This window comes from Lelliottia nimipressuralis (assembly GCF_004402045.1).
Classification (GTDB): domain Bacteria; phylum Pseudomonadota; class Gammaproteobacteria; order Enterobacterales; family Enterobacteriaceae; genus Enterobacter; species Enterobacter chinensis.
Map to the genome: position 1 here is coordinate 831,530 of NZ_SOMG01000030.1, position 22,686 is coordinate 854,215.

Genomic DNA, 22,686 nt, shown 5'->3' on the forward strand with positions numbered 1-22,686 from the left:
ATTCACCTCTTCTGAATTAAACGTGTTGCAGGGCTTTTTCCGCAAGCTGTGCAAAATAGCGGGCAGCGGGCTCAATTAATGCTTCATCCGGGTTAAACGCCGGGTGATGTAAACCAAACGGGCTGTTGCTGCCAATGCTGACAAACGCGCCGGGAATGGACTGCAAATAGACCGCAAAATCTTCCCCGCCCATGTGCAGCTCCGCGTGCCGGGTTTCGTAACCGGCTTCCCGGGCAACCGAGGTGGCAAAATCGGCCCAGCGTTCGTCATTGACCAGCGCGGTAGGCCCGGCATACCAGGTGATATCGATCTGCGCGCTAAAGGCGCTGGCAAACCCGGCGGCAATTTCGCCCACGCGGGCCTTCACATTCTGCTGGACTTCCGTGCGATGGGTGCGCAGCGTGCCTTCCAGCTCGACGTTTTCCGGCAGCACGTTCCAGGTGTTGCCGCCTGCAATGCGCGTCACGCTCAGCACCACAGAATCCAGCGTATTGACGTTGCGGCTGGCGACGCTCTGCAGCGCCGTCACCAGCTGGCTCGCCAGCACGATGGCGTCGTTGCCTTCATGCGGACGGGCGGCGTGCGCGCCTTTGCCGGTTATGCGGATCACGAAGCGGTCGACGTTGGCATAGAACGGTCCGCCGCGGGTGGCGAACTCGCCGACCGGCAGGCCGGGCTCGTTATGCATACCGAAAATCGCGCTGACATCGCGCAAAGCCCCGGCCCGCACCATGCTCTTCGCGCCGCCAAAGTTCTCTTCGGCAGGCTGAAACAGAATACGCACTCGCCCATTGAGCGACGCTTCCCGCTCTTTCAGCTTTAGCACCGCGCCGAGGATCACGCTGGTGTGGATATCATGTCCGCAGGCGTGCATGACGCCAGCATGCTGAGAGCTAAACGGCACGCCGCTGCGCTCTTCAATCGGCAGGGCATCGATATCTGCCCGCAGCGCAATCAGCCTGCTGCCGGTGCCGATTTCCGCCACCAGCCCGGTTGGAAGGTCGTAAGGCAGGGGCGCAATGCCCGCGTTTGTCAGCCACTGGCGCAGTCGCGCCGTGGTTTCTACTTCCTGGCCCGACAGCTCCGGGTTCTGGTGCAGCTCGCGACGCCAGGCAATCAATTGTTCGCCAAAGCTCATACGGTAACCTCCCTGTTAAGACGCGCCTCGGCCAGCAAACGCAGGGACGCCACGCGCGTGGCACCATTTGCAACCGGGGTATCAATAATAAATTCGTCAATGCCCCACGTTTCATGGAGGGCGTTAAGGTGTTCGAGCACGAACTCCGCCGTACCCGCCAGCAGAGATTGCGCCCGACGCGCAATGCGCACCGGTTCACTGCCCGCCTGACGCGCAAAAGCGTAAGCCTGCTCTTCGCTGGCCACGGTGACGCGCTGTCCGTTGGCCAGCTCAACGCCCCACACTTCCACCTTCTGCGCCAGCGCTTCTGCTTCGGCCTGCGTCGGCGCGACAATCGCCTGCACCGCCACAATTGCCTCCCGGGTGCTGTTTTCACGCCAGGTGGCGATCACCTCACGCAGCAGGTCCGGATCGCCGTTCAGGTGCGCGGCAAAAACAAAGTGCCAGTCAAGCCGGGCGGCCAGCAGAGCGCTTTCGGTGCTTGCCCCCAGCAGGAAACCCTGCGCAGGTGACGGCGGCAGCGGCGTGGCAAGAACAGCTTCCTCTGTAGACTGATGTTCAGGACGGATCCAGCGATCGAGCTGAGCCAGCTGTTCGGCAAAGCTGCCCTTTTCCTGCTGATTCAGCCCCTGCTGCAGCGCGCGGGTTGAGAGCGGCAAGCCGCCGGGCGCTTTTCCGACGCCGAGATCCACGCGACCGGGGGCCAGCGCGGCCAGAACGTTGAAATTTTCGGCAACTTTATAAGGGCTGTAGTGCTGGAGCATCACGCCGCCGGAGCCAACGCGAATTCGTGAGGTTTGCCCGAGGATCCAGGCAATCAGCAGCTCCGGCGAGGGGCTGGCAAGCTGTGGGGTATTGTGGTGTTCGGCAATCCAGAAGCGGTGATAGCCCAGATTTTCTGCCTGCTGCGCCAGCGCCAGGGTACGCGCCAGTGCATCGGCAGCCGTTTCATTTTCAGCGATGGGGCTTTTATCCAGAATGCTGATTCGCCATGACATGTTGCGTTCTCGTTTGACTTAACATGTCGACATTATTAAAGGCGCATTTCACCACTGAGAAACAATTAATTTACATTTGGTTTGCCGGAAATCAGATATATAAAACCATGCTAAGAATAAGCCTTTAGGGAGGCAATCAGCGTTTTCACCTGCCCGCGGCGGGTAATGCGGACAAAGCGAATATGTGCGTAGCGCGGATCCTGCAGATCGGCTTCATAACGCGTGCGGTTGTTGCGCCAGGTTTTGATTGTCCAGATGATAATGGACTCTTTGCTCAGGAACGCGCGGCGGAAACTCTCTTTGTTCCCAGTTCCGGGCCAGAGTTCGTGCTGATGCCAGGCCCGTTTGATGGCCCTGGTGACGGCCTGCCAGAGGGTGCGGGTAAACCCGTAATCCACCCACACCACAACGTCGACATTGCGCCATTTAACAGGCCGCGTGCGGTTATAGTTACCGTCAAGGACCCAGTCTGGCGACGCATGCAGCGCCTGCTCCAGGTTTTCCTGAAACACATCGTCCGGCGTTCCCTGCCAGTCAGGTCGCCAGTAGAGCCTGTCCATCTCGATATAGGGAATCGCCAGCTCGGTCGCTATCTGCTTCGCCAGCGTGCTTTTCCCACTCCCGCTGGTTCCGATGACGTTAATTTTCACCTCAGCCTCATCCTGTTAACGAAAAACTGACCAAATAATAGCGTTTTCATCCTGTTAACGAAACGCTATTTCAGCATGGCAATTTTCCCGGGGAGGCGATCTCCCACTTTCAGTTTGGCTTATGTCATTTATTTACAGTAATTCGAAAAAACGCCCCTGAAAATATTTTCATTTTTATTACATTCAATGGAATTAACAAATTAAAAATAATGAACACCAGGTATTTCGGACAATCTAAATTTCAGGGAGAATAGGCAACAGACAGTTATAAAAATAATCACATTAATCTTACCTGAGCGTTTTTCGGGTGTTCTTTTTATTCTTGCACATCATCATGGAGTTACTCATGAAGCGTAACACTCCCGTTACACAAAACGAGTATTTGCTTAACGATGGTTCGACGCTAATGTCGACCACCGATACAAAAAGTCATATTACTTATGCCAATTCCGCTTTTATTGAAGCCAGCGGATATAAAGAAGAGCATCTTCTGGGTGAACCGCATAACCTCATCCGCCATCCCGACATGCCTGCCGAGGCGTTCGGGGACATGTGGTTTACCCTACAACAAGGTGGAACCTGGACGGGGATGGTGAAAAACCGTCGTCATGATGGCGATCACTACTGGGTACGGGCTAACGTGACGCCGGTCTGGCAGGATGAAACTCTGACGGGCTATATTTCCGTGCGAAATATCCCTTCACGGGAAGAGATCGCGGCCAGTGAAAAACTGTATGAGAAAGTACGTAATAACGAATTAAAACATTACCGTTTTTATAAGGGACTGTTAGTTCGACGCGGTTTATTTTCTTTTATGTCGCTTTTTAAATGTCTTAGCACTGGCAAACGAATCCATCTCGGTATTGCGGCGACAGCGTTACTCTCCTGTCTGGCGGTATATTTATTCTCTGATAGTCGCGTTCAGGCCGGCAGTCTGGTACTGCTGTTTTCTGCCCTCGCCTGTTATCTTCATGCGCAGATCGCCCGGCCGGTAAAATCCATCGTGCAACAGATGCAGCGTGTGGTTTCAGGGCGTAAAACAACCTATTACCATTTTGACAGGATCGATGACGTCGGGCTGATGATGCGCCTGGTGAATCAGTCTGGTTTAAACCTCAATTCGCTGGTGGACGACGTCGGGGCGCAAATCAGCGGTATTAGCACCATCAGCCAGCAGGTCGCGAAAGAAGGTGCAGCGCTGCAGACGCGTTCAGAAGAGACTGCAGACTTTCTGCAGCAAACCGCATCTGCGGTAGAAGAGATCGCCAGCGCGGTGCAGCAGACGGCGGAAACCGCGAAAGAAGCCATCGAGATGGCGGATCGCACCCGCGCCAGCGCCCGCTGCGGTGAAGCGATGATGAAAGAGACCATCGGTATGATGCAGTCCGTATCGCAGGATAATAGCCAGATCGTCGATATTATCAGCGTTATCGATCGTATTGCCTTTCAGACCAATATTCTTGCGCTGAATGCTGCCGTTGAAGCGGCACGCGCCGGTGAAGCCGGACGCGGATTTGCCGTGGTGGCGGCTGAGGTGCGCAATCTCGCGCAGCACTCGGCGACGGCGGCGAAAGAGATCAAAGCGCTGATTGAGAAAAACGTTGCCAGCGTCAACGCGGGCGTAGAGAAGGTGGAACAGACCGAAACGCAGCTGACGGTCATGATCGACAACGTTCTGCAGGTCTCCTCCCTTATTAAGGAGATCGGCCACGCCACGCAGGAGCAAACCCAGGCGCTGACGCTCATTAACGCATCCATCTCCCGTATCGGCGCAATGACCCAAAACAATACGGGAATGGTGGATAACGTCACTCACGCCGCAAATCACCTGACGCAGCGCACGACGCGCCTGCAGCAGGCGATTGCCGTTTTTGGCGGTTAGCCGTTCTGTTTTTTGAAGCCTGGCGTCTATTTTTGTGAGTTATCGCAGAGCCATCGCCAGTCTGTTACCGCTTTCAGGTTACAGGCGGATGCTCTGCGGCAGTCAAAATCTTTACCACCTGGTAATTATTAAGCGAATCTGATGATTTAATAATCAACCCCGCGATTGTTTTGTCTAAAAACTCACCATGATTCAGCGTGTTGTGATCGCCGTCTGCTCTGACCACACGATTTCCTTCGACGCACATCACTTTCGGCACGGTTAAATTTTGCGTCGCTTATGAATTGCAGGTAGGATGCCTCGCCATGTTCGCCTTATCCATACGCAGAATGACTGGGAAGGCGACATGTGTTTGCGCAGACGCAATCGTTTGTATTGCTTTCTGCCAGGCAGGACTATCACGATAATGGTTCAGACAGGCAAACAGGTAACTCAATGAAAACAAGCAATAAAAGCGCAGCCGATCATCATGCTGCTAAACGTCGCTGGTTGAACTCCCACGAAGAGGGCTACCACAAAGCGATGGGCAACCGTCAGGTTCAAATGATCGCCATCGGCGGCGCTATCGGAACGGGTCTGTTTTTAGGTGCGGGTGCACGTCTGCAGATGGCTGGCCCGGCTCTCGCCCTGGTCTATCTGGTGTGCGGGATCTTCTCTTTCTTCATACTACGCGCGCTGGGCGAACTGGTACTGCATCGTCCTTCCAGCGGAAGCTTCGTCTCTTATGCCCGTGAATTCCTTGGTGAAAAAGCGGCCTACGTTGCGGGCTGGATGTACTTCGTCAACTGGGCGATGACCGGTATCGTCGATATCACCGCTGTTGCGCTATATATGCACTACTGGGGCGCGTTTGGCGATGTGCCGCAGTGGGTCTTTGCACTTGGTGCGCTGGCGATTGTCGGCACCATGAACATGATCGGCGTGAAGTGGTTCGCGGAGATGGAGTTCTGGTTTGCGCTGGTAAAAGTGCTGGCCATCGTGGTGTTCCTGGTCGTGGGTACCGTCTTCCTCGGCAGCGGTAAGCCGCTGGATGGCAATGCCACTGGCTTCCATCTGATAACCGATAACGGCGGCTTCTTCCCGCACGGTCTGCTGCCTGCGCTGGTGCTGGTTCAGGGCGTCGTGTTCGCCTTTGCCTCCATCGAACTGGTGGGTACCGCGGCAGGCGAATGTAAAGATCCGCAGACCATGGTGCCAAAAGCCATCAACAGCGTGATCTGGCGTATCGGTCTGTTCTACGTGGGTTCTGTGGTACTGCTGGTGCTGCTGCTGCCGTGGACCGCTTATCAGGCGGGTCAAAGTCCGTTCGTCACCTTCTTCTCTAAGCTGGGCGTACCTTATGTAGGCAGTATCATGAATATCGTGGTGCTGACGGCGGCGCTCTCCAGCCTGAACTCCGGCCTTTACTCTACCGGTCGTATCCTGCGCTCCATGTCCATGGGCGGTTCTGCGCCGAAGTTCATGTCGAAGATGAGCAAACAGCAGGTTCCTTACGCGGGTATTCTGGCGACGCTGGTGGTGTATGTCTTTGGCGTGTTCCTGAACTATCTGGTTCCGTCCCGGGTGTTTGAGATCGTGCTGAACGTTGCCGCGCTGGGCATTATCGCATCCTGGGCCTTTATCGTGGTCTGCCAGATGCGTCTGCGCAAAGCCATTAAAGAGGGCAAAGCCGCTGATGTGAGCTTCAAGATGCCGGGTGCACCGGTGACGTCATGGCTCACCCTGCTCTTCCTGTTCAGCGTGCTGGTGCTGATGGCGTTCGACTACCCGAACGGCACCTACACCATCGCGACCATTCCGCTGCTGGCCGTACTGCTGATTGCCGGCTGGTTTGGCGTGCGTAAACGCGTTCACGAAATCCACAGTACCGCGCCGGTTCATCCTGATGATGAAACGCACGACGCGCCGCTGGTAGAAGAGACCTCGCGTTAATAAAAAAGCCGGGTGGCGGCTTCGCCTTACCCGGCCTACATTTCACGGTTTTTAGGCCCGGCAGGCGGCAGCGCCACCGGGCAACCCCATACTAGAGCACAATACGAATCACATCGTCAGGCTGGGTGGCTTCCTGCTGGCGGGTGGATTTTTGTTTCACCGTCACGTACAGGGTTTTGCCATCCGCTGAGAGCGCCAGGCTGTTCGGGAAGACCGGCGTGTCGAAGGTTTTGGTGACCTTATACGATTTCGCGTCAATCACGCTCACTTTTCCAGCTTCACGGTGCGTCACATAGGCTTCATTGCGGGCCGGGTTAAACAGGACGGCCAGTGATTCCGGCGCGGCGATTTTCTCGATCACGCTGCCATCTTTCAGGCTTACGACCAATACTTCCGGCTGTTTTGAATCGGTCAGGAACGCGCGCTGACCGGCAGTGTCGAGGCTCAGATTCAGGTAGAAGTGCTCTTTCCCGTCATCCTGCACCTTTTTACGGCTGATAATTTTGTTGCTGGCCGTATCAATCGTCACCAGCTCGCCGTCCGCATTCGTGGTATAGAGACGTTTCGCCTGCGCGTCCAGCGCCAGGCCAGTGCCGTACGTACCGGTATTGGTAATGGTCTCTTTCAGCTTCAGCGTTGTGCCATCCACTACCCAAATCACGCTCTCTTTCGCTACGCCCGTGATGTAAACGGTGTGGGTGCTGTCGTCAGCTACCAGCTGGCGCGGCTGCAGCGGTTTGACGGTGTCACTACGCTGACGTCCATCCAGTACCAGTCGCCCTTTTACGTCACCCGTTTTTGCGTCAATGGCCGTTACCGCGCCGTTGAGGGTGTTACCGAACCACAGCGTCTGGCTCCCGCTGTCAAGAGTGGCACCAAAGGGTTTGAGATCGCTATGAATCGCCTGCGTTACGTCCAGCGTGACCGGATCGAGACGATAGACAACGCCACCCTTGTCGGTTTTACGGCTTTGCGACGTTGCAACCCACAGCGCATTCTCCTGCTGACTCACCGCCATTTCATACGCCCCTTTACCCACCGCTTTGCGCAGCACCTCTTCGGCGGCATGCACCTGGAACGTTCCGGCAAACAGTAAAGTGGCAGACAGCAGCGACACGCTCAGACGCGGCGAGTACAGATGACGTAAAGACATAACAATTCCTTTTCTTAAAAAGAGGGTTTTCTGCTGACATCACTTCCGGCAGGCAACGTCATGGCATCGCCTTTTGATAATGAGAATAATAATCATTAATCAAGAAAATGTGGAGTTTTTCTTTCCCGCTTCGCCTTTCATTAACGCAATGTGCGGTTATAGTTTTCAAAACATTTACAAAACCTTTAACATGTATGGACATGTTCCATTTGGTTCGTTTATACACCACAACCGGTTTTATTCATGAAAATCATTTCTGCCCGTAAGGCTTCTCTCCCGCTGCTGCTGGTTCCCGTAATTTTTGCGCCGCTTAGCGCGATGAGCGCGGAAGAACAAACCATGATCGTCAGCGCCACGCCACAAACCGTATCGGAACTCGATACCCCGGCAGCGGTCAGCGTCGTTAATGGCGATGATATGCGCCAGGCCACGCCTCGCATCAACCTGTCTGAATCCCTCGGCAGCGTCCCGGGGCTGCAAATTCAGAACCGTCAGAACTATGCCCAGGATCTCCAGCTGTCGATGCGCGGGTTTGGTGCCCGCTCAACCTTCGGCGTGCGCGGTATCCGTATGTACGTCGACGGTATTCCGGCCACCATGCCGGACGGACAGGGCCAGACCTCCAATATCGATCTCTCCAGCGTGGAGAGCGTCGAAGTGCTGCGCGGTCCCTTCTCTGCCCTGTACGGCAACGCCTCTGGCGGCGTGATTAACATCAATACCCAGACCGGGCAGCAGCCGCCGACCATTGAAGCCAGCAGCTATTACGGCAGTTACGGGACCTGGCGCTACGGCATGAAAGCCACCGGCGCGATGGGTGATGGCACCCACGCGGGCGATGTGGATTACACCGTTTCTACCACCCGCTTCACCACCAAAGGTTTTCGCGACCACAGCGGCGCGCGTAAGAACCTTGCCAACGCCAAACTGGGCGTGCGGATTGATGACGTCAGCAAGCTGACGCTTATCTTTAACAGCGTGGACATGAAGGCCAACGACCCGGGCGGACTGGACTATCAGGAGTGGCGGGACAACCCGCGCCAGTCTCCGCGTGGCGATCAGTACAACACGCGTAAGACCATCAAACAGACCCAGGCCGGTCTGCGCTACGACCGCCAGCTCAGCGCGCAGGACGATCTTAGCGTAATGATGTACGCCGGTGAGCGTGAAATGACGCAGTACCAGTCGATTCCGTACCAGCCGCAGCTGAAACCCTCCCACTCCGGCGGGGTGATTGATATGCAGCGCCATTATCAGGGCATTGATACCCGCTGGACGCACCGTGGCGAGCTGCTGGTGCCGGTCACCTTTACCACCGGTCTGAACTACGAAAACCTGAGTGAAGATCGTCGCGGATACGAGAACTTCGTGATGAACAACGGCGTGCCGGATTACGGCGTAAAAGGTGACAAACGTCGAAACGAACGTAACCTGATGTGGAACGTCGATCCTTATCTGCAAACGAGCTGGCAGCTGACGCAGAAGCTGTCGGTGGATGCGGGGGTGCGCTACAGCTCGGTCTGGTTCGATTCCAACGATCGTTACGTTACGCCGGGCAATGGCGATGACAGCGGCGACGCAAGCTATCACAAATGGCTCCCGGCCGGTTCCGTGAAGTATGCCGTGACGAACGCGTGGAACCTGTACGCCGCCGCAGGGCGTGGCTTTGAAACGCCAACCATCAATGAACTCTCCTACCGTGCCGACAACCAGGGCGGTTTGAATATTGGCCTGAAGCCGTCCACCAACAACACCTATGAAGTGGGCAGCAAAACCCGCATCGGTAATGGCCTGCTGACCGCAGCCCTGTTCCGCACCGATACGGATGATGAGATCGTGGTGGATGCCAGTTCCGGCGGGCGTACCAGCTATAAAAATGCCGGAAAAACCCGTCGTCAGGGGGTGGACGTCTCCCTCGACCAGCAGTTTGCTGAGAACTGGAAGCTGAAGCTGGCGTGGACGTATCTGGACGCTACCTATCGCACCAACGTATGCAGAGACGCAGACTGCAACGGTAACCGTATGCCGGGCATCGCCCGCAACATGGGTTACGCTTCGTTTGGCTGGCAGCCTGAAGAAGGCTGGTACGCGGGCTCAGACGTGCGCTATATGAGCGATATCATGGCCGACGACGAGAATACGGCGAAAGCCCCGTCGTATACCGTGGTCGGGCTGAATACCGGGTATAAATTCAACTATGGCAACTGGGGCATGGACGTCTTTGGTCGCGTCGATAACCTGTTCGACAAAGAGTACGTCGGCTCAGTAATTGTCAACGAATCCAACGGGCGTTATTACGAACCTGCACCTGGCCGGAACTACGGCGTCGGGCTGTCGGTCTCTTATCGCTTCGAGTAAGCAAAAACAAAAGTTTATTTTATAAAGAAAATAACCCTCCTGATGGCATTAAACCATCAGGAGTTATTCACCAGATAAATAATTAGGTGCGGTATATAGTCGCTCTGTTAAATAATCTCTTAGTTAAAATATTGTCGCTGTAAAAGAGAATTCGCTTCATCAATCAACTGATCAATTGCCTTCTGGCAGGCATCAACATCTCTTCGCTCAAGGGCGGAAAGGAGTTCGTCATAGTGATACGTCGACGATTTGATGTCGTTAAGCTCCTGGTGCAGATAGTTCATACAAGGCCCGATGCGCACCCAGAGTTGTTCAATTAACGCGTTAAGCGTGGGCATTTCCGCATACTGATACAGCGTAAACCGGAAGACGCGATTCGCATGAAGCGCCTGCTGAACGTTTCCGTTGCGCATGGCTTCATGGAATACCTCTGACATTTTGCGCAATGCCTCCAGCTTGCCGTCTGACATATTCTGGCACGCGGCGGCGACCGCCATCGGCTCAAGTTGTTTTCGGATGGCGTTAATCTCGTTATACCGCTCCAGCGTCACCTCCGGAACCAGAAATGCCTGCGCTGGCGTGGCGTGTAACGCCCCTGATGACACCAGGCGCAAAAGCGCCTCGCGAACCGGGGTAATACTGGTTCCTAATTTATCGGCGATCTCTTTCGTAATCAGTCGTGCCCCAGGTTTGAGTGAGCCTGTAATTAACGCTCCTTTCAAACTGAGTTCAACTTGCATGGTAAGACTGATCCTTTGGGCTTTTTCTAAGTGATCCAAATCAAGCATGTTCAATTCCTGTAGCTAAAACTTAATGCTATTTTTAAACGCCAGTTTTAATAAAACGACGCTGGTCCGATATATCCTGTATCGTCATGCCTGGTGGTGGGAAGTACATAAAAACATCAAAAAAAGCAAAGTTTGTTTTTTATCGGTTTCGCGCTCATCCGTGATGAGGGCGCGAAATGCCATGTCCATTAATTAAAGACAATATATCGTATCTTCACAAATAAATATGGCGGGAAACCCCGCCATAGTGCTGTTTATTTATTGTCACTCGCGACGCGAATCACGACTTTGCCGAAGTTACGCCCTTCAAGCAAGCCAATCAGCGCCTCAGGCGCGTTCTCCAGCCCGTCCGTGACCTGTTCACGATAGTGAATTTTACCTTCCCGCACCCAGCGCCCCATCTCTTCCTGGAACTCTTCAATGCGGTGCCCGTAGTCCTGGCCGATAATAAAGCCCTGCATACGAATGCGTTTCTTCAGAATGGTCGCCATCAGGAGCGGCAGGCGATCCGGCCCTTCAGGCAGGCCCGTCGCATTGTAGCCGCTCACCAGACCACAAACCGGCACGCGGGCGGAGGTATTCAGCAGCGGCAGAACGGCATCAAACACTTTTCCGCCGACGTTTTCATAATAAACGTCGATCCCTTTCGGGCAGGCGTGCTTCAGCTGTTCGGCAAAATCCGCCGCGTGGTGGTCCAGACACAGGTCAAACCCGAGAACCTCAACGGCATGGCGGCATTTTTCAGCACCACCGGCGACGCCGACCACCCGGCAACCTTTGATTTTGCCGATCTGCCCAACGGTCGCGCCCACCGGGCCCGTCGCAGCGGCAACCACCAGCGTTTCACCCGCTTTGGGTTGCCCGATATCCAGCAGCCCCATATAGGCAGTAAAGCCTGGCATGCCCAGAATACCCAGCGCCCAGGAAGGATGAGACAGATTTTCGCCGAGCTTCACCAGGCCGCTGCCGTCTGAAAGTTCATACTCCTGCCAGCCGCCGTAGCCCAGCACCCACTCACCCGGTTTGAAATCGGGGTGACGGGATTGCTCAACGCGGCTGACCGTTCCCCCCACCATCACCGCACCCAGCTCTACCGGAGGCGAATAGGATGGCGCATCGCTCATGCGGCCCCGCATGTAAGGGTCCAGCGACAGCCAGACGGTACGAAGCAAAAGCTGCCCCTCAACAGGTGCTGGAACAGGCTGCGTTTCCAGACGAAAATTTTCCGCAACCGGCGCACCCTGTGGACGAGAGGCCAGTACCCAGCGGCGATTTTGCGAAACAGATTGATTCATCGGGATCTCCTTCTGGTACAAATGTCATTACAGCCTGGCTCACGATTGGCGTTATCGCATTAGCATTACGAGCCAGACTGGTTAAGCCGTACGACCAGATAGATACAGGTTTCATTCGTTTCGTTGATGAACCGGCAGTCATTTGGCGGCCCCAGCTCGAGACAGTCTCCGGCGTGCATCTCGTGACGCGTATCGCCCTCCTGAAACACCAGCTCACCGGACTGCAGCCAGATAAGCTGACGTGCCAGCGCATAAGAAGAGGCAGGCATTGGAACATCGCTGCCCGCAGGCAGTTCAACCTGAACAAGGTCGATGGGCAAATCGGTGCGGGGAGAAACATGGCGGCGGAGGTAGTGCGTCTGCGGGTCGCGCCAGACGGGCTGGTTTGCCAGGCGCAGCAGCTTGCCTTCCTGCATCTCGGCCCGGGCAATCAGCGTGGACATGCTGATGCCAAACGCCCCTGACAGGCGGGCAAGCAAGGTGGCTGTCGGGCTACTGTCCCCGCGCTCTATCTTGTGGATCATGGCGCGGGAGACGCCTGCCCGGTCAGCAAGCTCGCTCAGGGACCATCCGCGAGACTCGCGTTCAAGGCGAATTCTTGCGCTAATCCGTTGATTCATTGTGTCTGTTATGGTGTTCATGACGTCATACTATAGTGTATGAACGGCATTTCAATGGGCTTTTGATAACAAAAAAATATGGCTTATGCCGTAGCGATCGGGCGATGCAGTTGTGTAATATCGTAGCTACAACGTAATACTATAGTGAACAACACAGAGGTTTAATCATGATCGTTCGTCACGCCTGCAAAGAAGACTGCGCTGCGATAGGAGAGATCTACAACCACGCGGTGCTGCATACTGCCGCCATCTGGAACGATAAAACCGTTGATACCGACAACCGAATCGCCTGGTTTGAGGCGCGCACGCTCGCGGGTTACCCGGTTCTGGTGAGTGAAGAAGACGGCGCAATCACCGGCTACGCCTCTTTCGGCGACTGGCGCGCCTTCGATGGTTTTCGTCATACGGTAGAGCATTCAGTCTATGTCCACCCGGATCATCAGGGCAAAGGCATTGGCCGCACGTTGATGAAGGCGTTGATCATCGAAGCTCGTCAGATCGGCAAACATGTCATGGTGGCGGGAATTGAAGCGCAAAACCAGGCCTCGATTCATCTCCATGAAACGCTCGGTTTTGTGACAACGGGGCAAATGCCGCAGGTAGGAACCAAATTTGGCCGCTGGCTGGACTTAACGTTTATGCAGCTGCAGCTGGACGAGCGCAGCGACCCGGACGCCATCCCATGAATCAATCCCTGACGCTGGCGTTTCTGGTGGCAGCGGGGATCGGTCTGGTGGTGCAAAACACCTTAATGGTGCGCATCACCCAGTCCTCCTCCACTATTCTTATCGCGATGCTGCTGAATTCCCTGGTGGGCATTGTGCTGTTTGTCAGCATACTGCTGCTGAAACAGGGCCTCGCCGGGTTTAGCGAGCTGGGCGCAACAATACGCTGGTGGACGCTTATCCCGGGGCTGCTGGGGTCGTTTTTCGTGTTTGCCAGTATCAGTGGGTATCAGAACGTTGGCGCGGCGACGACCATCGCCGTGCTGGTGGCAAGCCAGCTCATCGGCGGGCTGGTGATGGACGTGCTGAGAAGTAATGGTATTCCGCTGCGCGCTTTGATCGGCCCGGTATGCGGCGCGGTGATGCTGGTCGTCGGTGCCTGGCTGGTGGCGCGACGCCAGTTTTGATCGCTAGAGGATTGAGCCACCTTTGGTCAACTGTTCGTGGCGCGCGTCCATCTCTTCTTTATGCTGCTTACCATGGTGCGAAATCGCGGTCCGCAGGCGCTGCTGCTGGATGTAGCGTTCATCGCGGCTCAGCTCAGCGTCATCGCTCAGTTCAATCAGCAGTTCATTCATGTGGGTGATGACGCCCTCGTCAATCGCGGCATCCACACGGGCGATAACTTCATTTAAATGTGACATTGTCACTCCTTGAGAATTGCCGGGTGGCGGCTACGCCTTACCCGGCCTACAGGGGGAACCGTAGGCCCGGTAAGCGCAGCGCCACCGGGCATAAGATCAGTTCAGCTTCGCTTTCGAGAAATCGCTGCCCATCAGGCTCACGCTGTACCCGGTTACGTTGCTGCGGGTCGCATAGAACGTTTTGCCGTTTGCCAGCGCGATCCACGGCGCCTGCTGGTAGAAAATCTCCTGCGCCTGGCCGTAGAGTTTCGCACGCTCAGCCGGGTTGCTGGTCAGCTTCGCTTTTTGCACCAGACCATCATAACCCTTATCACACCAGCGCGCGGCGTTTGAACCGGTTTTAATGCTGTTGCAGCCCAGCAGCACATCGGCAAAGTTGTCCGGATCGCCGTTATCGGACATCCAGCCAAACAGCGCGGAGTCATGTTCGCCTTTGCGCATTCCGGAGAGGTATTCGCCCCACTCGTAGGAGACAATTTTGGCCTTCACGCCAACTTTGGCCCAGTCGCTCTGAATCATCTCCGCGATACGACGCGAGTTAGGGTTATACGGACGCTGAACCGGCATTGACCACAGCGTGACTTCCGCGCCCTTCTCCAGCCCGGCCTGCTTCAGCAGCGCTTTCGCTTTTTCAGGATCGTAGCTGTAGTCCTTCAAATCTTTATTAAAGCCCAGCATATTTGGCGGAATCGGCGATTTTGCCACCGTACCCGATCCCATAAAGACCGCATTAACAATAGCCTTTTTGTCGGTCGCGTAGTTAAGCGCCTGGCGCACCAGCACGTTATCAAACGGTTTTTTCTCGGTGTTGAACGCCAGATAACCCACGTTCAGCGCATCTACTGAGTGCAGCGTCAGGTCTTTGTTGTTCTTGATGACATCGAACTGCACCGGGGATGGCGCGGGAATAATCTGGCATTCGTTGGTCTGCAGCTTCGCCAGACGGGTTTCCACATTTGGCGTGATGGAGAAGATGAGATGCTTCGTTGGAACCGCGCCGTCCCAGTAGTTCGGATTAGCGACATAGCGAATCAACGAATCCACTTTGTACTGCTGGAGTACATAAGGTCCGGTACCAATCGGCCAGGTATCAACGTTCTCAGGCGTGCCCTTTTTCAGCATCGCGTCGGCGTATTCAGCGGAAAGAATGGAGGCGAAATCCATCCCCCAGTCGGCCAGGAACGCGGCGTTGGGCTCGCTGAGGGTGAACTGAACGTGGTAATCATCAACCTTTTTAACGTCCTGAATCAGCTTATCGAGGCCGACATCGTTGAAGTATTCGTAGTTGCCCTGCGAAACGTTGTGGTACGGGTGTTTAGGGTCTTTCTGACGCATGACCGAGAAAATGACGTCATCGGCGTTAAAATCGCGCGTCGGTTTGAAGTATTTGTTGCTGTTGAACTTCACCCCTTTGCGCAGGGTAAAGGTATACGTCTTGCCGTCCGGTGAAATTGTCCAGGACTCCGCCAGCGACGGGACCGGGGTGTTTTTCACCGGGTCGAAATTGATCAGGCGGTTATATAGCACCTGTGAGCTGGCCACAAAAGATGGGCCAGAGCTGGCAATTTGCGGGTTGAACGACTCGGGGGACGCTTCAGAACAGTAAATAAGGGTGTCGTTGTTTGCCGCCCATGCGGCACCGGCTGGTAAAAGCGCGCTCAGCGCGAGGGCGAGCAGTGTTTTCCCTGTAGACATGGTTATAACCCTGACAGTTTTATTATATAGAACCGTAATAACAGCACAGGCGTTATGACCTGGCAAATAACGAAACACTATCAGGTTATTCTAAAGCCGCGTTTTTTGCTGGTTTTACAGCCAGCCTCCAAAAAAATGATTTGCCTTAAGTGCCATTATCCGTCAAGCACAACCGTCACTTTCTATGCCGCAAGAAATCGGCCCTTTTAGCGTCTCTTCCTCCGTTTGTTTGACGCCCTATTTCGTTAAAGTAACGGTGTGAAGAAGTATATGGGATCAAATCGTGGCAAAAACTCTTTTACGTACCGGTAATCTGGATGACTTTCAGGCCGTTGGCGGCGGCGGACAAGCCGTTTTTGAATCAGCGTTACAAATCCGGGAAGCGCTCCGGTTGCGCAAACAACAGGCCATTGTCGACTGTCTGGCTATTCCTCAGGTCAACGACAGCGGCGACCGCGTGGACTGGTATTCCCCTGTTGAAGGGAGCGTAACGAGCTGGAAAGCGGCCGATGAAGATGACCGCTATCGCGCCCTGCGCTACCTGGAGAACACGCTAGCCAGCGTCGAGTCGCTAAGCAAGAAATGCCTGCAGTCGCCCAAAACCGCGCAACAGCTTTTTGGCTCTCTGCTGTCGAAGGCGTTTCAGTTCCCGGGGGAAAACTTCCTTTTCCTGGTGGACGGAAAGCCGGTCATCAGCTTCTGGGGGTTTGTAAACCTGAATGAAAATGCGCGCGACGATGTTCTCGACTGCCTGCGTGAATCGCTGATCCCCGAGCCTGCCCCCGTTGTCATTGAGGATCCGGAACCCGAGCCAGAACCTGAACCGGTGATGACCTTTGAGCACGCTGACGAGCCGCTGGTCGCCCCTTCCACGGTGGTGCGCATTACGCCGGAGGATCTGTATGAACCCGAACCAGCTCCCGTCGTTGCGCAACCCGTTCAGGAACCGGCCCCGGCAATTGTCGCGAAAAAGCGCCGTATCCCCCTGTGGACGCTGCCGGTTGCCGCCGTGATTGTTGCCGCCATTTCCGCACCGCTGCTGTGGCCAAAACAGGCGCCTTCCGCAGAGCCCGTGTCGGTACCCGTCCCTCAGCCCGTGGAGATTGCGCCAAAGCCGATCAAAGCGGTTGAGCCCCTGGCCATGAACTTACCGCTGCATCAGGCAGAAGTCGTGGCGAGCAAAGAAAAAGAACCGGCTCCGGCACCACAGCCTGCTCCGGTGGTAATTGTCGCCATCCCGAAAGATGCCATGGTGATGGAAGCGAATCAGGTGAAAGCGGGATCCACGCGTTTCCTGAATGGAACCTGGCGCGCCATCCTCGATGTGAAAGATCCGGTGACCGGCAAGCCGCCGTCGCTGCGCTACCAGATCCAGAACAATAAAGGCTTCGCCCGCGTTGTCCACGGCGACAACGTTGTCTGCCGCGTGGAAGTGTTCTCCGGTCTGCACAGCAATGGCGAGCTGATGATTAAGAGTCGCGGTCATGCCCGCTGCACCGACGGTTCCCGCTACCCGATGCCGGAGATTGCCTGTAAAGCAGGCACCAGCGATATCGCAGAATGTCGCGCCCGTTATGACGCAAATACCGTCGTCCCACTGACGTTCAAGAAAGCAGGTGCCTGATCCTATGCTGGTAAATCTTTGCGACTATAAACAAAGCGTCACGCTTATCGCTAACAGCGGCGTGCAGTTTCTTGACTTCGGTCTCACGCCACAGGACACCGCCAGCCACGGACGCTTCGTACGTAAAACCGCGAACGGCCCGCTTTTGCGACTCGATTTCAACCTGGTCAACGGGCGCTATACCGTGCCGGGAATGAACGGCGGGCAGCCTGAAGTGGTCAAACCGGAAACCACCATTCCGCTGCATCAGTCGCTGGCGGTGCTCGATGGCGTCTGGCTTCCGGTTCCGTTCCTGCGCTTCAACCCGCCGCGGACCTTTGTTGAAGGCCCGGATAACTGGGCCCGCGTTCAGGTGCGCAAGCTTGATACCCCCGACACGGCTGGCAATACGCACCGCGTGACCCTCGCGCTTGACAGCCAGATTGCTGAACATGCCACGTCCGCCCTGTCCCCGGTGGAAAACGACATTCTGAACGGCACCCGCTTCGCGCTGGCCTGGCGAGACAATGAGGTTGAAAGTTTCCTCGACCAGACCTGGATTGACGGCTGGCTGCGCGAGGCGTTTACCCAGTATGCCGACGGCGTTGAAAACCGCTCAGAACGGGACCTGCAGCAGGCGATGCGCAGTTTTGAATATCAGGCCCACTGGCTCAACCTGCTGACCATGCTCGGTGAGCAGCTCACCGTGCCGGAAGTGAAGTTTGTTACCCATACGCTCAGCACGCCTGCCATTCCGGTTGACCTGATCCTCGACGTGGGCAATACCCACACCTGCGGCGTCATTATTGAAGATCACGGCGATGCGAACGATGGGCTGCGCCAGACCGCTGAGCTGCAGGTGCGCTCGTTAAGCGAGCCGCAGTTCCTGAATGAGCCACTGTTCACCAGCCGTCTCGAGTTTTCGGAAGCGCGTTTTGGCAAGCAGCACTTCTCGGTTGAAAGCGGCCGCGAAGATGCGTTTGTCTGGCCGTCGATTGTTCGTGTCGGTGATGAAGCCCGCAAGCTGGCGATGCAGCGTCTGGGGACCGAAGGTAACAGCGGCATCTCCAGCCCGCGTCGCTATCTGTGGGATGAAACGCCGGTGGTACAGGACTGGCGCTTTAGCCAGATGAACAGCAAAACCCAGCGTGAACCGCTTGCCACCGCGTTTCCGCTGATGAACCTGATGAATGATGACGGAGAGCCGCTCTTCACGCTGCCGCAGGACGAGCGGCTGCCGGTCTTCTCGCCGCAGTACAGCCGCAGCACGCTGATGACGCACATGCTGTGCGAGCTACTGGCTCAGGCCCTGGGGCAGATCAACAGCGTCGCCACGCGCCTGCGTCTGGGCTTCCCCGCGTCTCCACGCCAGCTGCGCACCCTGATCCTGACGCTGCCCTCCGCTATGCCAAAGCAGGAGCGCGAGATTTTCCGTCGCCGCATGTTCGAAGCTATCGCCATTGTCTGGAAAGCGATGGGCTGGCACCCGCAGGATGAGGATTTTGTCACCCGCAAACAGCAGGATAAAAGCGTGGTGCCGGTGCCTGAAATCCAGATGGAGTGGGATGAAGCCAGCTGTGGTCAACTGGTCTGGCTGTATAACGAAGCGATATCCCGTTTTGGCGGCCAGACGGAAGCCTTCTTCGCCTCCCTGGCCCGCCCGGACCGTGAGCCTGAGCCGGGTAGCCAGCCGGGCCGCGCACTGCGCGTCGCCTCCATCGACATCGGCGGCGGCACAACGGATATGGCGATCACCCATTATCAGCTGGATGACGGCTCCGGGAATAACGTCAAAATCACCCCGCAGCTGCTGTTCCGCGAAGGCTTTAAAGTCGCGGGCGACGATACGCTTCTGGACGTGATCCAGCGCTATGTATTGCCTGCCCTGCAAACGCAGCTGCAGAAATCCGGCATTGCGGACGCCTCGCTGCTGATGGCCTCGCTGTTCGGTGACTCCGGGCGCATTGATACCCAGGCCGTACTCCGCCAGCAAACGGCGCTTCAGCTCTTCATGCCGATTGGCCATGCCATTCTTGCCGCGTGGGAGTCCAGCGATGTTGACGATCCGCTGGCCGGTCTGCACGCAACCTTTGGCGATCTCCTGGCGCAGAAACCGACCCGCAACGTGATGAATTACCTGCAGCAGGCGATCGATCATGCCCTGCCTGCGGGTTCAGACGCTTTTGACCTCTTCGCCGTGCCGCTGCATGTGAATTTCCGCGAAATGCAGGATGCAATGCTGGCCGGACAGTTTACGCTGGCCTCACCGCTTCACGCGGTGTGCGAGGCGATATCCCATTACAGCTGCGATATTTTGCTGATCACCGGTCGCCCTGGCTGTCTGCCCGGCGTTCAGGCGCTCATTCGCCATCTGCAGCCGGTGCCGGTCAACCGCATCGTCTGGCTGGATAAATACCAGGTGCACGAGTGGTATCCGTTCAGCCAGCAGGGGCGCATTGGCAACCCGAAATCGACGGCCGCCGTGGGGGCCATGCTCTGCAGCCTGGCGCTCGACCTGCGCCTGCCGCGCTTCAATTTTAAAGCCGCGGACATTGGCGCGTATTCAACCGTGCGCTATCTGGGCGTGCTGGATAACACCGTCAACACTCTGCGCGAGGAAAACGTCTGGTATCAGGATATCGATCTCGATAAGCCTGGCGCGAAGCTCGACGCGCGTCTGCACTTCCCGCTGCGCGGTAACGTCACCCTCGGCTTCCGCCAGCTGGCGAACGCGCGCTGGCCCGCCACACCGCTCTACACGCTCAGCATTAACTCGGCTGAACTGGCGAAAGCGATTGCCGGCGACGGCGTGCTGAACGTGCGACTCAAACTCTGCGGCGGCAGCAAGCAGGAAGGTCCAGAGGCCTTCGAGCTGAGCGACGCCTGGCTGCAGGACGGCACGCCGGTGGCACCTGACGCATTAACCTTCAAACTGAATACCTTGGCCGATCGCCGACACAGCGGCAGCCACTACTGGATCGACAGCGGGAGCGTATACCTGAAATGACAGCGACGACGACCACCACTCAGGCATTAATCGGGTGGATTAATGAGACGCGCCTGAACGCCCCTGTGCTGGATAACGATGCCGACGCCCTGCTTGCTCGCATCAACGCGGCGCGGGCGCGGGAGCAGGCCATTGAACGCGCCATGACCCGCCAGAGCAGCATCGGGCTTTACGGCCATTCGCAGAGCGCGAAAGCGCACCTGCTGTTGTCTTTGTGCGGCAGCGGTAACGGACGCCTGAACGTGACGCCGGGCCAGCGCACCTTTGACTATTTTTCGCATATCAATCCGGGACATGCCCTGACCAACATGGCCGTCCGCTTCACCCGGGAAAACCCGGAGGTGGCTGATGAGGCGTTCCCGCTGCGTCTGAGCCTGGTCACCGAGGCCGAGCTGGTGCAGCTGTTTATTGCCCGCACGACGCTGCATCCACAGATGCGCGCGGTGGATAAGGCGGTCATTGAGACGCGTCTGGAGAAATGGCGCGGCCTGCGCCAGCCGCAGGGCGTGCCCGGCATCACGGCTCAGGAAGTGGGGGCCATCGCCCGCTTCTGGCAGAGCACGGTACCCGCCGCCAAACAGCAAATTGATGATGCCCTGTGGCATGAGTTTGCCCAGCTGGTGCCTTCACTCGATCTCAGCACGCGGGCCAGCGTCTGGTCACTGCTGTGGGGCGAGCAGCAGGAGCTGACCCAGCAATGGTTAAACCTGGCCCATGTGCTGCATCAGACCAGCCACGCCCGCGAGCTTGCCGCCCCGCTTAGCCTGCTGGTAGACAGCTTTGGGCTGCCGGGTGAAGGGTTCCTGACGCACGACGGCACGCCGGCCCTTCAGGACGCGCAGGAGACGCTGCTTCATCCGCTGAATAACGGGGGAATGCTTAACGCCATCAGCATTCCCGTCGATGTGCTTGCCTTCCTGACCCGCGAGCTGGTGCTGCCGGTTGAGAATGGCGCGCTCGATAACGTCGATATCGTTGATATCCCGGTTTTTGAAGATAACCGGGCCGACCCGTTGCGCCAGGCGAAATCCCAGTGGCTGCTTGAGCACTATCGTCAACAGCTGCAGCCGGATGTGCTGGTCATTTGTAATGCGACGGCGGAGCACGGACAGACGGCCAAAAAAGCAAAAGCGTTAATGAACTGGGTCAAAGAGACGCAGCCTGCTGAAGACTCTGCTCTGCCGGGACTGGTGTGGGCAATTACCCCCCATGATGCCCGCTTTACCACCCGGCAGAATCTTGATGAAGCCGTACAGCATCTGCTCGGGAAACCGGGTTTACGCTGGGGCACGCTGCAGGCGCTGGACAGCCACAGCATGCAGCGCGTCATCGAGTGGTTATCTCAGGCCACGCTACCCGCGCAGCGACAGAAGCGTCTCAGCACGCTGAAAAACGCACTGCACCAGGAGCTCTGTTCGCTGATGCAAAGTTATCTGGCACCGATGGTTGAGGAGCCGGGTACCCGACGCGCTCAGGCAGAAAACATGGTGCGCACGCTGCAAAGCAGCGCCGCCCGTCACGGTGAGCTGCTTGATGGCCTGTTGCCGCCGCTAAAAGCCTTTGAAACACTACTGGCCGTTCAGCAGCCGCGCGAGGAACAGGTTAACGGGCTATTTACGGATAGCATTGACCTGTTTGCCGATAGCGCACAGGAAAGCGCCGGTTTGTTCAAGACAAAAGACAAAGCGCGCCTGGCACACAGAGTATGGATAAATCATCTGCGTCAGTGGAGCCGAAGCGAGGCCATGTCCGCCCGTCTTGGGCTGGAACCCGCAGTGTTACAGCAAATCGCGGATGTTCTGGTGGTCACCAGCTACCGGCTGGATCTGCCTCAACAGCTTCAGCGTATTGTCGAAGCGGATAAAAGCAGCGCTGCACAACTGCATGCCGTAATGGGTAACTTCATTGGCTGGCTGGGTTACGACCAGACGCCCGTGGCGACGCGTCCTGCCAGCCGCATCCGCAAGGGGCAGGCCATCTTCGTTACGCCAGTGGTCAGCAGCGCCGAGCCCCGCCTGACGCGCCTGGGGGAACAGCCTGTGCATGCGGCCACCGCATACGTGTATGACTGGCTGGTCGCGCTCTATAGCCGCGCGATAGAGAACATTGATTACCAGCATCCGCATGATGTCCAGCCTGGCGCGCGTCAGGCCTTACACGCATTATTGCGCTGAACGCTGATTAACAATGTAGCCGCT

General features: G+C 56.5%; 17 protein-coding genes. 8 read left to right on the forward strand and 9 right to left on the reverse strand.

From position 1 onward, the window contains the following. Positions 1 to 16: 16 nt before the first annotated feature. The 3 genes from E3U32_RS21610 to E3U32_RS21620 form a co-directional block, all read right to left on the reverse strand. Positions 17 to 1,138 carry an amidohydrolase gene (locus E3U32_RS21610; protein WP_134350454.1) on the reverse strand — a complete coding sequence of 374 codons (1,122 nt, stop codon included), beginning with the start codon at positions 1,136 to 1,138 and terminating at the stop codon, positions 17 to 19. Further along, a complete protein-coding gene (locus E3U32_RS21615) occupies positions 1,135 to 2,136 on the reverse strand; it encodes an LLM class flavin-dependent oxidoreductase (protein ID WP_134350455.1) in 1,002 nt (333 codons plus the stop codon). Before E3U32_RS21615 ends, E3U32_RS21610 begins: the two co-directional genes overlap by 4 nt. Positions 2,137 to 2,246: 110 nt before the next feature. Further along, positions 2,247 to 2,786, reverse strand: a complete 540-nt coding sequence (locus E3U32_RS21620; RefSeq protein WP_134350456.1) for an AAA family ATPase — start codon at positions 2,784 to 2,786, stop codon at positions 2,247 to 2,249. A 346-nt stretch (positions 2,787 to 3,132) separates the two neighbouring features. Here E3U32_RS21620 and E3U32_RS21625 point away from each other — a divergent pair, with 346 nt between their 5' ends. Next, the gene (locus E3U32_RS21625) at positions 3,133 to 4,668 is read left to right on the forward strand and encodes a methyl-accepting chemotaxis protein (RefSeq protein ID WP_134350457.1); all 1,536 of its coding nucleotides are present in this window, start codon (positions 3,133 to 3,135) and stop codon (positions 4,666 to 4,668) included. Between the two features lie 435 nt (positions 4,669 to 5,103). Then, positions 5,104 to 6,600 carry an L-asparagine permease gene (gene ansP / locus E3U32_RS21630; protein WP_134350458.1) on the forward strand — a complete coding sequence of 499 codons (1,497 nt, stop codon included), beginning with the start codon at positions 5,104 to 5,106 and terminating at the stop codon, positions 6,598 to 6,600. Positions 6,601 to 6,691: 91 nt separating this feature from the next. Here the strand turns inward: ansP and E3U32_RS21635 are convergent, their stop codons facing one another. After that, positions 6,692 to 7,753, reverse strand: coding sequence for a YncE family protein (locus E3U32_RS21635; RefSeq protein WP_134350459.1), 1,062 nt, complete (start codon positions 7,751 to 7,753; stop codon positions 6,692 to 6,694). A gap of 243 nt (positions 7,754 to 7,996) precedes the next feature. Here E3U32_RS21635 and pqqU point away from each other — a divergent pair, with 243 nt between their 5' ends. Continuing rightward, positions 7,997 to 10,111: a TonB-dependent receptor PqqU gene (gene pqqU / locus E3U32_RS21640; protein ID WP_134350460.1), complete on the forward strand. Its 2,115-nt coding sequence runs from the start codon at positions 7,997 to 7,999 to the stop codon at positions 10,109 to 10,111. 119 nt (positions 10,112 to 10,230) lie between these two features. Here pqqU and E3U32_RS21645 read toward each other — a convergent pair whose 3' ends face one another. The 3 genes from E3U32_RS21645 to E3U32_RS21655 form a co-directional block, all read right to left on the reverse strand. Beyond that, positions 10,231 to 10,899: a GntR family transcriptional regulator gene (locus E3U32_RS21645; RefSeq protein ID WP_134350461.1), complete on the reverse strand. Its 669-nt coding sequence runs from the start codon at positions 10,897 to 10,899 to the stop codon at positions 10,231 to 10,233. A gap of 254 nt (positions 10,900 to 11,153) precedes the next feature. Further along, positions 11,154 to 12,194, reverse strand: coding sequence for an NADP-dependent oxidoreductase (locus E3U32_RS21650; protein ID WP_134350462.1), 1,041 nt, complete (start codon positions 12,192 to 12,194; stop codon positions 11,154 to 11,156). Positions 12,195 to 12,259: 65 nt separating this feature from the next. Then, on the reverse strand, positions 12,260 to 12,835 hold the full coding sequence (locus E3U32_RS21655) for a helix-turn-helix domain-containing protein (protein WP_008501301.1): 576 nt from the start codon (positions 12,833 to 12,835) through the stop codon (positions 12,260 to 12,262). A 146-nt stretch (positions 12,836 to 12,981) separates the two neighbouring features. On the opposite strand from E3U32_RS21655, the gene E3U32_RS21660 reads away from it, so the two are divergent. Together E3U32_RS21660 and E3U32_RS21665 are read left to right on the forward strand one after the other, a co-directional pair. Further along, positions 12,982 to 13,500, forward strand: a complete 519-nt coding sequence (locus E3U32_RS21660; protein ID WP_134350463.1) for a GNAT family N-acetyltransferase — start codon at positions 12,982 to 12,984, stop codon at positions 13,498 to 13,500. Beyond that, positions 13,497 to 13,946 (forward strand): DMT family transporter, encoded by a 450-nt coding sequence (locus tag E3U32_RS21665; RefSeq protein ID WP_134350464.1) that lies wholly within the window; start codon positions 13,497 to 13,499, stop codon positions 13,944 to 13,946. The genes E3U32_RS21660 and E3U32_RS21665 overlap by 4 nt, the downstream gene beginning before the upstream one ends. 3 nt (positions 13,947 to 13,949) lie before the next feature. Here E3U32_RS21665 and E3U32_RS21670 read toward each other — a convergent pair whose 3' ends face one another. Both E3U32_RS21670 and E3U32_RS21675 read right to left on the reverse strand, forming a co-directional pair. Then, a complete protein-coding gene (locus E3U32_RS21670; protein WP_134350465.1) occupies positions 13,950 to 14,183 on the reverse strand; it encodes a YdcY family protein in 234 nt (77 codons plus the stop codon). A 96-nt stretch (positions 14,184 to 14,279) separates the two neighbouring features. Continuing rightward, positions 14,280 to 15,878 carry an ABC transporter substrate-binding protein gene (locus E3U32_RS21675; protein WP_134350466.1) on the reverse strand — a complete coding sequence of 533 codons (1,599 nt, stop codon included), beginning with the start codon at positions 15,876 to 15,878 and terminating at the stop codon, positions 14,280 to 14,282. A 283-nt stretch (positions 15,879 to 16,161) separates the two neighbouring features. Between E3U32_RS21675 and E3U32_RS21680 the strand changes: the two genes are divergently transcribed. Genes E3U32_RS21680 through E3U32_RS21690 form a run of 3 tightly spaced genes read left to right on the forward strand, consistent with a single transcriptional unit; the run spans position 16,162 to position 22,662 of the window. Further along, a complete protein-coding gene (locus tag E3U32_RS21680) occupies positions 16,162 to 17,502 on the forward strand; it encodes an SrfA family protein (protein WP_134350467.1) in 1,341 nt (446 codons plus the stop codon). A 4-nt stretch (positions 17,503 to 17,506) separates the two neighbouring features. Then, entirely contained in the window at positions 17,507 to 20,488 is a 2,982-nt protein-coding gene (locus tag E3U32_RS21685; protein WP_134350468.1) for a virulence factor SrfB, read from the forward strand. Beyond that, entirely contained in the window at positions 20,485 to 22,662 is a 2,178-nt protein-coding gene (locus E3U32_RS21690; RefSeq protein WP_134350469.1) for a virulence factor SrfC family protein, read from the forward strand. Before E3U32_RS21685 ends, E3U32_RS21690 begins: the two co-directional genes overlap by 4 nt. The last annotated feature ends 24 nt before the right edge of the window (positions 22,663 to 22,686 follow it).